Below are 12085 nucleotides of genomic sequence, written 5' to 3'. Positions count from 1 at the left end.
CGCCCCGCCGGGCGTACGGGACGGGGCCGCGCGCCCCGGCTCCCGTACGCCCGGCGGCGTGTCAGAAGTCGCCGTAGTTGACCTGCCAGGTCGGCAGGCCCATCCGGCGCCAGACGGCGACCACCCGGTCCCGGTCGTCGAGCGACACCCGCACGGCGTAGCGGTCGCGTACGTGAGCGTCGAAGAGCTCCGCCTTGACCACGTCGTCGCGGCGGGTGTCGCCCGCGGCCCGCATCCACAGTTCGTCGTACGGCACCTCGTGGCGCCGCAGCCAGGACTCCGTCTGCTGCCGGTGCTCCTCGCTGCGCCCGGACAGCAGCACGATCGTGTCCCCGTCGGCGCGCCGGAAGGCGTCGAGCGCGTGGCGCACGGGTGCGTTCGGCAGGTCGAGTTCGCAGCGCGAGAAGTCGTACGGGCCGCGGTCCCCGGTGAGGGCCAGCGTGCCGTCGATGTCGCACATCACGGCGGGCGGCAGGGCCGGGTCGGCCACGTAGGGGCGGACGGGCGGCTGGTCGTTCAGCCACTCCGCGGTGAGCCGCCAGCCGCCCTTCTTCGCCTTGGTGTGCTTGTCGGCGAGTATCCGGATGATCTCCTCGCCGACCGGCCGCTCCCGTGCGGCGTCACGGCGCAGGCACTCCTCGACGGGCACCCCGGTGAAGTCGTGCACGACGAAGGTGGCGCGGCCGGCGACCGCCGCCTTGAGGCGCTTGGGGACGTGCGAGGTGAGGTGGGTGTTGTCGACGACCACGTCGAAGCCGTCGTCGACGGCCGCGCGGACCGCCGCGTCCTGCACGGCCAGCACGGTCTGCTCGTGCCGGTGGGAACGGCCCCGGTCGGGGTCGGGCACGTCGAGCATGGCCCGCAGGTCGTCGAGGTTGACCCGGCGCATGCGTCCGGCGGCCTCGGCCTGCAGGGCGCGGGCGGCGGTCGTCTTGCCCGAGGCCGGCAACCCCGTCATGACGTGGACCACGGGGAGTTCGGGCTCTTCGGACACGTTCAGTTCTCCTCGTCGGTGGTGTAGGGGTCGGCGGCCTCCGGCCGTACGGCCCGCCAGGAGCCCAGCTCGGTGCCGCGGCCCTCCAGGCGGGTGAACATGGCCGAGCGGATCCGGCCGTCGGGGATCTCCTTGGCGGCGCGGGCGAAGGCAGCACGGTCGCCGGTCAGGTGCGCCAGCGAGTCGAAGGCCTCGTCGATGGCGTGCTCGTGGCGGGCGAACGCCTCCTCCAGGTCCGCGATCACCTCGCGCACCCAGGTGTCGAACTCGTCGGGCACCTGCTCCAGCAGCTCGTCCAGCGGGCGCCCGCCCTTGGAGCGGATGCCCTCGAGCTCGGCGACCGAGCAGCCGAGGCCCTGGGCCAGGAGCTTGACGGACGCCCCGGCGAAGCGCTGGATGCCGTGGCTGCGCCAGATGTCCCGCTCGGTGACGCCGGTCAGCAGCTTGTGGAGGCGTACGTACTCCGAGAGCTTGGCCTTCGCGCGCAGGCCGGAGGCGAAGCGCAGCACGAAGCCCTCGGCGTCGGTGCCGGTCGCGGGCCCGCCGCCGGGAAGGGTGCTGGAGTCGGCGAGGGCGAGCAGTTCGGCGAGCGGCATGGCGGGCCACACCTTGACGACGGAGCCGATTCCCTGCCAGTGGCCGGCGGCCTCGGCGAGCGGCACCTCGGTGCCGTCCAGGCGGAACGCGGCGAGCAGGACGAGGTCCCGGCGGTCGCCGTAGTCGACCACGATCCGGTTCTGCGGGTACAGGATCTCCGCGAGGTAGGTGACGCCGGGCACGAGGGCCGTGGTGTCGCGGGTGTCGAGGCGGCGCTGCGCCCAGCAGGCCTGGGCGCTGGTGAAGGAGCCCCTGGAGGCGGCGCGCCAGTGGTCCGCGTAGTGGAAGACCACGGCGAGGCTGCCGTCGACCTTGTCGTACACCTCGAACGTCTCGTCGGGCAGGGCGGGCGCGTAGGGGCGGCCGGAGGCGTGCTCGCCGACGTTGAAGAACTTCGGCAGGGGCAGCGCGACGACCTCTCCGGTCTCGTCGTCAGCGACGAGACCGCGGCAGCGCGTGGTGACCCTGTTCCATATCTGCTCGTACTGCGCGGCGCGCGTGTACGTGTACAGGGACAGGGGCAGTTCGGGGTGCTGCTTGCGGGTCACGTGCCCGGCGTCGATGGCCTGCGCCAACTCCTGCGCGGGCAGCAGGCCGTGCAGAGTCAGGTGGTCCTGGCTCATGGGTTCCTCCCGGTTCGAGATGCCTCATTCTCACGTGCGGGAGGGACGGGCCGGTAATCAATTACGACTGGTCAGAGGCCGAGGCGGTTGATGTCCCGGGGGTGCAGGATCCGGGTGGCGACCTCGGCTCCGGGGGTGGCTACGGCGATCATCGCCCGGCCGAGGGCCTCGGTGGTGGTGACCTGGTTCGGGGCGATCCGGCGCAGGACCGGGAAGAGCGGCGCGGTGAGCGCGTACACCGTCCGGTAGAGCCGGGTCTTGGAGGGCATGCCGCTGACGGGCTGGACGATGCCCGGCCGGAACATGTAGGAGCGGAAGGGCTGTGCGAGCAGGTCGTTCTCCGTCTTCCCCTTCACCCGGGCCCACATGGAGCGGCCCCGCTCGGTGCTGTCGGTGCCCTGGCCGGAGACGTAGACGAAGGTGAGCGCCGGGTTGGCGGCGGCCAGCGGGCGGGCGACGGCGAGCGTGAGGTCGTGCGTGACGGCGCGGTAGGCCGCCTCCTTCATGCCGACGGAGGAGACGCCCAGGCAGAAGAAGCAGGCGTCGTAGCCGGACAGCTCGCCGGCGAGCTCCGTCAGGTCGGCGGGGTCGGGCCGGACGTGCTCGCGGAGTTTGGGGTGGCTGACGCCGAGCGGGGTGCGGCCGACGGACAGGACGCTCTTCACCGAGTCGTCGCGCAGGCATGCGCGCAGTACGCCGCGCCCGATCATTCCGGTTCCGCCGTAGAGGATGACGTTCACGTGGTCACCCTAAGGGCTGGCCCGCTCGTCGGGGCCGCTCAGTGGGAGACGCAGAGTTCGTTGCCCTGGGGGTCGGTGAGCGTGGTCCACTGGTGGGGGCCCTGGCTGCCCTCGTGGAGGAGGGTCGCGCCCTTGGCCACGAGGCGCTCGATCAGGGCCCGGGGGTCGTCCTCCCCGGTGCGGAGGTCCAGGTGCACCCGGTTCTTGACGGTCTTGGGCTCCAGGACGAACTGGAAGAGCACGCGGGGTGCCCGCTCCAGGCCGTCGGGGTGGCGGATCGCGGCGCCGGCCTTCCAGACGAGCGTGCCGCGGTGGGTGGTGGTGTCCTCTTCGGTGGCGTGGCCCGCCTCGATCATGTGGCGGATGAACTTCTCGTCCGAGGGCTCGACCTCCCAGCCCAGGGCGTCCGCCCACCAGTCGGCGAGCGGGTGGGGGTCGGTGGAGTCGACGGTCACCTGGAACGTGTAGGCCATGGCGGGACTGTAGCCAGCCGCTCGGCGCCCCACGGGCCGAAACGCCGTCAGGCGGGCCGCCGGCCGGGGCGGCGGCTGAGGGCGAAGGCGAGGAGGGTGAGGACCCAGGCCGCGACCGCGATCCACAGCAGGGCCTCGCCGAGGGGCCGCAGCCAGGGGGTGCCGGTGGCGGGGGCGGCGGTGAGACAGGCGGTGGCGGTCATGCCGAGGGGGAAGACGGTGGACCAGCGGCGGATGTCGTAGCGGGGGCGGAGGCTGCGGAGTTCGGCGGTGAGGAGGACGGCGTACCAGCCCAGGGAGAGGGCGAGGGCCGTCAGGGTGGCGGTGCGCAGGGCCGTGTGCGCCGGGCCGGTCCACGCGGACAGGGCGGTGAGTTTCGCCCCGGCGAGGGCGGTGATGGACAGGGCTCCGCCCGCGACCCAGTGGTCGCCCGCGCCGCTGACGACCTCGTGGAAGTCGAACCGGGCCAGGGCGAGGCCGTACAGCAGCAGGCCCAGGCAGAAGCAGGCCAGGGCGGCCGGCGCGAGCCAGTGGAGGTTCGGGGCGGCGGCCAGGGCGGCGGCGAGGACGGCGAGGCCCTGGGTGGCGACGCAGACGAGGAAGGCGGCGCCGGGCATGCGGCGGCGCCAGTGCCGTACGACGGCGGTGAGGAGCCCCGGCCACAGCAGGGCGGCCAGCGCGAGCAGGGCGGCGGCCTCGCGCTGCCGGCCGAGCTGGGAGACGCGGGCGCCGAGCACAGCAGTCGCGGCGACGGCGGTGAGGGCGGCCGGGGTGTCCGCCTCGGTGCGGAAGCGGCCCCGGTCGCCGATGAGCCGGGCGGCGAAGTCGGCGGCCAGTACGAGCCACAGCGCGGCCGCGAGGGCGAACGCGGCGAGGGAGAGCCGGGTGCGGCCGGTGAGTTCCAGGCCGACGGACAGGATCCCGGAGGCCATGACGGCTCCGCCGGCGGCGGGCGGCAGCGATGAGGACCAGGCCCTCAGACGGCTCCCGCTGCGCATGGCCTCACATTACGCCGCGGGTGCGGAACTGGACGCTGATCCGGGGGCCGACGGCCCGCGTCGTCTTGGGGACGGCGTGTTCCATGGTGCGCTGGCAGGAGCCGCCCATCACGACGAGGTCGCCGTGGCCCAGCGGCAGCCGCAGCAGAGTGGGGCCGCCGTCGCGCGGGCGCAGGACGAGGTCGCGGGGGTCGCCGACCGAGAGGATGGCGACCATGGTGTCCTCGGTGGAGGAGCGGCCGGTGCGGTCTCCGTGCCAGGCGACGCTGTCGCGGCCGTCGCGGTAGAGGCAGAGCCCGGCGGTGACGAAGGGTTCTCCGAGTTCGGCGGCGTAGTGCCGGCCGAGTGCGTCGCGGGCCTCGGTGAGCGCGGGGTGCGGGAGCGGCTCGCCCTCCCGGTAGTGGGCCAGCAGCCGGGGCACGTCGACCTCGCGGTCGTACATCTGGCGCCGCTCGGCGCGCCAGGGCACCTCGGCGGCGAGCCGTTCGAACAGGGCGTCGGCCCCCGTGAGCCAGCCGGGCAGGTGGTCGACCCAGGCTCCGGCTCCGAGCACGGTCCTCCGTACCGGTGAGAGCGGCCCGAGCCGGATCTCGTCGGTCTGGTCGAAGAGGGAGCCCTGGAGTGCGTGCATACGACCAGACTACCCCCGGACTCGAACACCTGCTCGATCGAAGGGGACGCTCCGGGGGGTAGCCTCCCGGGACGCCGGAAGAGGATCATGGCCGCACCCGCCGGCCCCGCCGGGCCGCAGAGTCGTGGAGGTACACGTGTCCGTCGCGCCCAGCCATGCGTCAGGAAGCTCCCCGGTCCCGCTGCTGGACGAGACCATCGGAGACAACCTCGACCGCACCGCGCGCCGCTTCCCGGACCGCGACGCCCTCGTCGACGTGGCCGCCGGGCGCCGGTGGACGTACGCGGAGCTGACCGCCGACGTGGACACCCTCGCCCTGGGCCTGCTGGACCTCGGCATCGCCAAGGGCGACCGGGTAGGCATCTGGGCCCCGAACCGCGCCGAATGGACCCTGGTCCAGTACGCCACGGCGAAGATCGGGGCGGTCCTGGTCACCGTCAATCCGGCGTACCGCTCGCACGAGCTGGAGTACGTGCTGAACCAGTCCGGGATCCGGCTGCTGGTCGCCGCGGAGCGCTTCAGGACCTCCGACTACGCGGCGATGATCGAGGAGGTCCGGCCGCGCTGCCCCGCCCTGGAGTTCACCGTCCTGCTGGGCGGTCCGCTGTGGGACTCGCTGCTGGAGCGCGGCGCCCTGGGCGACCCGGCGGACCTGGAGCGGGCCGGGGCGGCGCTCGCACCGCGGGACCCGGTCAACATCCAGTACACCTCGGGCACCACGGGCTTCCCCAAGGGGGCGACCCTCTCCCACCGCAACATCCTCAACAACGGCTTCTTCGTCGGGGAGCTGTGCGGCTACACCGAGCGGGACCGGGTGTGCGTGCCGGTGCCCTTCTACCACTGCTTCGGCATGGTCATGGGCGCCCTCGCCTGCACCAGCCACGGCGCGGCGATGGTGATTCCGGCGCCCGTCTTCGACGCCGCCGCCACGCTGGCCGCGGTGGAGGCGGAGGCGTGCACCTCCCTGTACGGGGTGCCGACCATGTTCATCGCCGAACTGGCCGCGCCCGGCTTCGACGGGTACGACCTGTCGAGCCTGCGGACCGGGATCATGGCCGGCTCGCCCTGCCCGGTGGAGGTGATGAACGAGGTGATCGAGAGGATGGGCATGACCGAGGTGTCCATCTGCTACGGCATGACGGAGACCTCTCCGGTGTCCACGCAGACCCGGGTGGACGACTCCGTGGAGCGGCGGGTCGCGACGGTGGGCCGCGCCGGCCCGCACCTGGAGGTCAAGGTGATCGATCCGGAGACCGGTGCCACCGTGCCCCGCGGCACTCCCGGCGAGCTGTGCACCCGCGGCTACTCGGTGATGCTCGGCTACTGGGGCGAGCCGGAGAAGACCGCCGAGGCCGTGGACCCGGAGGGCTGGATGCACACCGGCGATCTGGCGGTCATGGACCCGGACGGCTACCTGAGCATCACGGGCCGGATCAAGGACATGGTGATCCGGGGCGGTGAGAACCTCTACCCGCGCGAGATCGAGGAGTTCCTGCACGGCCACCCCGACGTCCTGGACGTCCAGGTCATCGGCGTCCCGGACGCCAGGTACGGGGAGGAGCTGATGGCGTGGGTACGGATGCGCGAGGGGGCCGAGCCGCTGACGGCGGACGCGGTCCGCGCCTACTGTGCGGGCCGCCTGGCCCACTTCAAGATCCCGCGCTACGTCCACGTCGTGGACGAGTTCCCCATGACGGTCACCGGGAAGGTCCGCAAGGTCGAGATGCGCGAGGCGGCGGCCCGGATGCTGGGGCGGCCGTAAGCCGTAAATGGTTGCTCCGGGCGCCAGTTGGGGCCCGGCACGCGCATGGCAGGCTGTGGCCATGCAGTTGCGCGATGTGATCCTGTCCGGCGGCCCGGCTCCGTTCCGGCTCCTCGGCGGCGAGGAGGGGCTGGAGCGGCCCGTGCTCGCCGCCGTGACCATCGACCTGCCGGACCCGGGGCGGTTCGTCTCGCCGGGAGACCTGGTGCTGTCGGGGCTGGTGTGGCTGCGGCAGGACCTCGGGCGCGCCGATGCCTTCGTACGGATCATCGTGGAGGCGGGCGCCGTCGCCCTCGGCGCGGGCGAGGCGGAGTTCGGGCACGTGCCGGACGAACTGGTGCGGGCCTGCCTCCGGCACGGGCTGCCGCTGTTCGCGGTCGGCGTGGACGTGCCCTTCGGGCCCGTCGCCGAGTTCGTGGCGCGGGGCCGCAGCGGGGCCCGCGTCGGGAACCTCGCCGCGCTGGTGGACCGGCACCGGCGGCTGATGGCCTCCCGGCCGGGGAGCGCGGCGGGGGCGGGCGCGCTCCTCGAGCTGCTGCTGACCGAACTGGACCTGCGCGCCCACGTACTGTCCCCCACCGGACGGCTCATCGCCGGCGCGCGGCCGCCGCTGCCGGAGGGGACGGCGGCCGCCCTGGCCGGGCGGTTCCTGGCCGCCGAGCGCTCCGGCCGGCGCGCCCCGCACCGTACGGTCGCCCACGGACTGCCGTACTCGCTGTTCCCGGTGAGGTCCGCCCCGGGGGCCGGGCCCGCGCTGACCGACTGGGCCGTCGCCGTGGAGGCCGACAGCGGGGACTGGCACGACGAGCGCATCGGCCTGGTGGAGCGGCTGGCCGGGCTGATCGCCGTGGAGCGCGGCGGCCGTGACGCCGACCGCACCGCGCGCCGGCGGGCCGCCGGGAGGCTGCTCGGGCTGCTGGACTCCGGCGGCACCGGGGCGGACGCACGGGAGCTGGTCCGGGACGCGGCCGGGCGGCTGGCCGCGGAGGGACCCTCCGGCGAGGCCCGCTGGCAGGCCGTCGCGGCCCGGCTGGACGGCGTACCGGGCGACGGCGGGCCGTCGCCGGTACCGGACCTGCTGGAGGAGGTGTTGCTGCACCCGGCGTGCCTGGGGCCCGGCGCGGCGCGGCGCATCGGGATCGCCGCCGCGCTGGACGGCCGGGAGGCCGTGGCCTTCGTACGGGTCGCCCCCGGCGGGGAGCTGACCCCGGAGGGGGTCCGGGAGGCCGCGTGCGGCGCGCTGCCGCGCGGGCTGCGCGGCGGGGAGCGGCTCGGCCTCGGGCTCGGTGATCCGGTGGCGGAGCCGGACGACCTGCGCCACACGCTGGCGGAGGCCCGCAACGCCCGCCAGGTCGCGGCCGGACCGGACGGGGAGGCAGTCGCCGTGCGCGGGACCGGGGACATGGCGGCGCACGTCATGTCGCTGCTGCCGCTGATCCCGGCGGAGGTCCGGCGGGCCTTCAGCCGCCGGCTGCTGGCGCCGCTGCACGCGTACGACCGGCGCTACCACTCCGAACTGGTCACGACGCTCCGGACGTTCCTGGAGCACGACGGCTCCTGGGCCCGTTGCGGGGAGGCCCTGCACCTGCACGTGAACTCGCTGCGGTACCGGATCGGCCGGATCGAGTCGCTGACCGGGCGGAACCTGGCCCGGCTGGAGGACAAGATGGACTTCGCGGCGGCCCTGCGCATGGACTGAGCGCCGCGCCGGGGCCCGTCACCCCGCGCGGCGGATCCGGGCCAGCACCAGGACCGTGTCGTCGGTGGCCGCGCCGGGCAGCAGGGCCGCCAGGACGCGGTCCACCTCTTCCTCCAGATCCCCTTCGACGGCGGCCAGTTGCTCCCGCAGGGCGTCCAGGCCCGTTTCGATGTCCCGGCCGCGCGCCTCGATCAGGCCGTCGGTGTAGAGGGCCAGGACGGCCCCGTCGGGAAGGCGGGCCCCGGCCGGGCGGAAGGGGACCCCGCCGACGCCCAGCGGGACTCCGAGGCCGCCGCCCAGGGTCTCGACGGTGCCGTCGGGATGGCGTACGAGGGGCGGGGGGTGGCCGGCGTTCGCGATGCGGGCGCGGCCGGTGTGCGGGTCGTACTCCACGTACAGGCAGGTGGCCAGCTCGATGCCGGACTCGCGGGCACACGCGTCGAGTTCGCCGAGCAGACGTCCGGGATCCGGGCCGTGGCGGGCCAGTGCCTTGGCGGTGATGCGCAGCCTGCCCATCGAGGCGGCGGCGGGCACCCCGTGCCCCATGACGTCACCGACGACCAGGGCGACCCGCCCCCCGGGCAGGTCGATCACGTCGTACCAGTCGCCGCCGACCTCGGTGGCGCGGCTGCCGGGCAGGTAGCGGTGGGCGATGGCCACGTACTCGCTGCGGGCCAGGGCGCTGGGCAGCAGGGCGCGCTGGAGGGTGAGCGCGATGTCCTGGACCCGGCTGTAGAGGCGGGCGTTGTCCAGGCACAGGGCGGCGCGGGAGGCGAGTTCCCCGGCGAGGCTGAGGTCCTGCTCGGTGAAGTCGGGACGGGCGGCGGTGCGGCCGAACATGGCGATGCCCTGCACGGTGCCCCGGGCGGCGAGCGGGGCGATGAGGATGCGGGCCAGACCGCTGTCGAGGAGCAGCCGGGCGCGGTCCCGGCGGGAGGCGGTCCGGACCGCGAACTCCTCGTCGACCTCGGCGCAGAGCGGGCGGCCGGTGGCGAGCATCCGGTGGATGCCGGAACCCGGCGGGTACGTCACCCGCTCCAGGCCCGCCACGAGCTCGGGGGCGGGCGGCGGCAGGACGGTGCCGGAGGCGATGCGGCGGGTGAGCAGGGGCAGGTCCGGGTCGAAGGCCTCGGCGGGGTTCGTCCACTCCACCAGCTCGACGACGCAGCCGTCGCAGAAGGCCGGTACGGCCACGTCGACCAGCTCCCGGGCGGTGGTGTCCACGTCCAGGGTGGTGCCGACCTGGGCGGCGGCCCGGTCCAGCAGGGCCAGGCGCTGGCGTGCCTCGGTTGCCTCCAGCAGGGCCCGTTCCCGGTCGGTGACGTCCACCAGCAGGCCGCCCACCCCGGGGCGGGTCCCGCCGGAGCGGCTGAGCGGGAACAGGCTGACCGACCGGACCTGGTCGCGGTCGGGGCGGCCCGGTGTGCGCAGCCCCACCAGGGCGCCGACGAGGGGCCGGCCCTCGTCGGCCACGGCGCGCAGCATGCGCTGGAACTCTCCGCCGTCGGAGGTGAGCATGATCTCGTCGGTGGCGCGGCCGAGGTGGTCGGCGACGGGGAGGCCGTCCATGTCGGCCAGGGCCTGGTTGAGGTGGACGTAGCGCAGGTCCTGGTCGAGCATGACCAGGCCGATGGGGCAGGTCTCGAAGAGGGCGTCGAGGAAGGCGAGATTGGTCTTCACCCGGTCCAGTTCGTCTCCCCTGCTGGCCAGCCCGATGATCACCGCGTCGGCGTCGCCGGCGACCGGGAAGACCCGGAACCCGCAGTCGAAGACCGAGCCGTCCCGGTGCAGGGCGGGCAGCCGCACCCGCCAGTACCCGAGGGCCAGGGCGCGTTCCGCCAGCCGTTCGGCCGCGCCGGGGGTGCCTTCGGGGGGCGGGGGGAAGAGCCCGGCGGCCGGCCGGGACAGCACGTCGGCGGCCTCGTGGCCGAAGAGTTCCCGCGCGCCGGGGCCCCAGAAGCGGATCCGGCCGGCCGCGTCCATGCCGAAGACGGCCACCGCCACGTGCTCCAGCAGGGACCCCGGCTCCGACCGGATCGGGCCGGCAGCCCCCGCGTCCCCCGCCTGCTCCGACGGCACCGGAAGCCTCCTCATGCCCGGGGCGCGCCCAGTCCCCGTACCGCCCGCGCGGGGCGGGGGCCCGCCGCTCCCCTTCATTCTGCGCGCCCCCGACGGGGCGGACATCACGGTGCGCCGGCCCGGCTCCGGGGCGGCGGTCACGCGGCGCGGGTCGAGGACGATCTGCCGGGCCGGTCCGGCAGTCGGCGCTCTCGGTCGCGAGCCGGGCGGAGCAGCCGGTGCACAGCAGGTTGGCGCCGCCCAGGCCGTCGGGGCCGCAGCAGCCGCCGCGACTGCCCGGGTCGGTGGCGGGGGTCATGCCCCGGGCGTCGCCCGGCTGAGGACGATGCCGCGGGGCGGGCCGGCCGGGACCCGGCCCGACTGCCGGGAGGGGCCGGGCTTCCAGGAGGACGCGGAAGGCCGGGGGGCGTACGCGAAGCGGCCCGGCGGGATGCGCGGCGGCCACGCGCCCCCGGCCTCTTCCTCGGCCTCGCAGGGCAGCGGGCCCTCCCCCTCCGGCAGCGGCGCCTCGTCGGCCTCGGCGGTCACGGCCGTACCGCAGTCGCCGCACCGGAACACGGTCATTCCCGTCCTCCCTCCCCCGGCCGGTGACGGCGTCGTCCCCGCGGGCGGGGCCGGCGACGGAGCGGCCTTCGGCGGGGAGGCGTGCCACCCGGCGCGGCACGGCGGCCCCCGGCCCCCGGCCCCCGGCCCCCGGCCCCCGGCCCCCGGCCCCCGGACACGATCTCACCGTCGGTCACGCGGGCGCCGCAACCGGCCGCCGCTCCCGCGGCACGGCCCGAGGCACCGCGGGCGGTCGCGTCCCGCCCGGCAAAGCCGCACCCCGCCCGCGCGCCGGACGGCTGCGGGCGGGGTGCGGGCGGGGACGGTACCGGAGGACGGCGACCGCAGGCGGCGACGCCGGGCGGTACGGGTGGACTGCGGTAGGCACGCGCGGCTGATCACTCGGCCGCCGGGGCGCCCGGGCGGCCCGAACGGGCTCGGACAGCCGGGCGGTCGGGGGCGGCCGTGGGGCCGGGGACCGGAAGGCGCGGCCTACCGGTGGTTCTGCGGGACGTTGGAGGTGATCGTGCCGTCGGAGCCGGACACGGTCACCGCGTGGCGGACGCCGTCCGGGCCCAGGACGACCGCCAGCCAGGCGCTGCCGCCGCCCTGCTGGGCGACCGCGCGCAGGCCCGCGACCTTGCCGCCCTCCACCGCCGCGGCCGCCTTCTCCGCCGCCTGCCCGATGGGGAGGGCGGGCAGCGGCACGGGCGCCGCCGGGGCCTGCTTCGCGAAGCCCCCGCGCGCCGGGCCGGCGCCTTCCCGTGCGGCCTTGGGGCCGCCCTTGAGGGGGTGCTCGCGGCCGGGCTCCGGCCGGACGAGGTGGCGGGCCGCGGCCCGGTCCCGGGGGGGGGGGTGGGGGGGGGGGGGGGGGGGGGGGGGGGGGGGGGGGGGGGGGGGGGGGGGGAGAGGGGAGGGGGAGGGGGGGGGGGGGGAAGGGGGGGGA

Annotated in this window: 11 protein-coding genes; 2 read left to right on the top strand and 9 right to left on the bottom strand. The window is 75.5% G+C overall.

Features of this window, described 5'->3' with window-relative positions; genetic code table 11:
* Positions 1–61 precede the first annotated feature (61 nt).
* The 6 genes from ACZ4WZ_RS04330 to ACZ4WZ_RS04305 form a co-directional block, all read right to left on the bottom strand.
* Positions 62–994, bottom strand: a complete 933-nt coding sequence (locus ACZ4WZ_RS04330; RefSeq protein ID WP_467884833.1) for a phosphatase domain-containing protein — start codon at positions 992–994, stop codon at positions 62–64.
* A gap of 2 nt (positions 995–996) precedes the next feature.
* Positions 997–2214: an RNA ligase gene (locus ACZ4WZ_RS04325; RefSeq protein ID WP_467884831.1), complete on the bottom strand. Its 1218-nt coding sequence runs from the start codon at positions 2212–2214 to the stop codon at positions 997–999.
* A gap of 71 nt (positions 2215–2285) precedes the next feature.
* Positions 2286–2954 carry a Rossmann-fold NAD(P)-binding domain-containing protein gene (locus tag ACZ4WZ_RS04320; RefSeq protein ID WP_467884829.1) on the bottom strand — a complete coding sequence of 223 codons (669 nt, stop codon included), beginning with the start codon at positions 2952–2954 and terminating at the stop codon, positions 2286–2288.
* A 38-nt stretch (positions 2955–2992) separates the two neighbouring features.
* A complete protein-coding gene (locus ACZ4WZ_RS04315; protein WP_467884828.1) occupies positions 2993–3427 on the bottom strand; it encodes a VOC family protein in 435 nt (144 codons plus the stop codon).
* 47 nt (positions 3428–3474) lie between these two features.
* The gene (locus ACZ4WZ_RS04310) at positions 3475–4425 is read right to left on the bottom strand and encodes an SLAC1 family transporter (RefSeq protein WP_467884826.1); all 951 of its coding nucleotides are present in this window, start codon (positions 4423–4425) and stop codon (positions 3475–3477) included.
* 4 nt (positions 4426–4429) lie between these two features.
* On the bottom strand, positions 4430–5056 hold the full coding sequence (locus ACZ4WZ_RS04305) for an alpha-ketoglutarate-dependent dioxygenase AlkB (RefSeq protein WP_467884824.1): 627 nt from the start codon (positions 5054–5056) through the stop codon (positions 4430–4432).
* 136 nt (positions 5057–5192) lie between these two features.
* Between ACZ4WZ_RS04305 and ACZ4WZ_RS04300 the strand changes: the two genes are divergently transcribed.
* Both ACZ4WZ_RS04300 and ACZ4WZ_RS04295 read left to right on the top strand, forming a co-directional pair.
* Entirely contained in the window at positions 5193–6818 is a 1626-nt protein-coding gene (locus ACZ4WZ_RS04300; protein WP_467884823.1) for an AMP-binding protein, read from the top strand.
* 61 nt (positions 6819–6879) lie between these two features.
* The gene (locus ACZ4WZ_RS04295) at positions 6880–8517 is read left to right on the top strand and encodes a PucR family transcriptional regulator (RefSeq protein WP_467884821.1); all 1638 of its coding nucleotides are present in this window, start codon (positions 6880–6882) and stop codon (positions 8515–8517) included.
* Positions 8518–8535: 18 nt separating this feature from the next.
* On the opposite strand, the gene ACZ4WZ_RS04290 is transcribed toward ACZ4WZ_RS04295, so the two are convergent.
* From ACZ4WZ_RS04290 to ACZ4WZ_RS04280, 3 genes are all read right to left on the bottom strand, one after another.
* Positions 8536–10596, bottom strand: a complete 2061-nt coding sequence (locus tag ACZ4WZ_RS04290) for a SpoIIE family protein phosphatase (protein ID WP_467884819.1) — start codon at positions 10594–10596, stop codon at positions 8536–8538.
* 294 nt (positions 10597–10890) lie between these two features.
* Entirely contained in the window at positions 10891–11160 is a 270-nt protein-coding gene (locus tag ACZ4WZ_RS04285; RefSeq protein ID WP_467884818.1) for a hypothetical protein, read from the bottom strand.
* 471 nt (positions 11161–11631) lie between these two features.
* Complete coding sequence (locus tag ACZ4WZ_RS04280; RefSeq protein WP_467884816.1) at positions 11632–11847, bottom strand: hypothetical protein; 216 nt, start codon at positions 11845–11847, stop codon at positions 11632–11634.
* Positions 11848–12085 lie beyond the last annotated feature (238 nt).

This window comes from Streptomyces sp. NPDC029122, assembly GCF_055569445.1.
The sequence above is the reverse complement of the archived record's forward strand: the minus strand, read 5'-3'. Positions and strand labels throughout refer to the sequence as shown.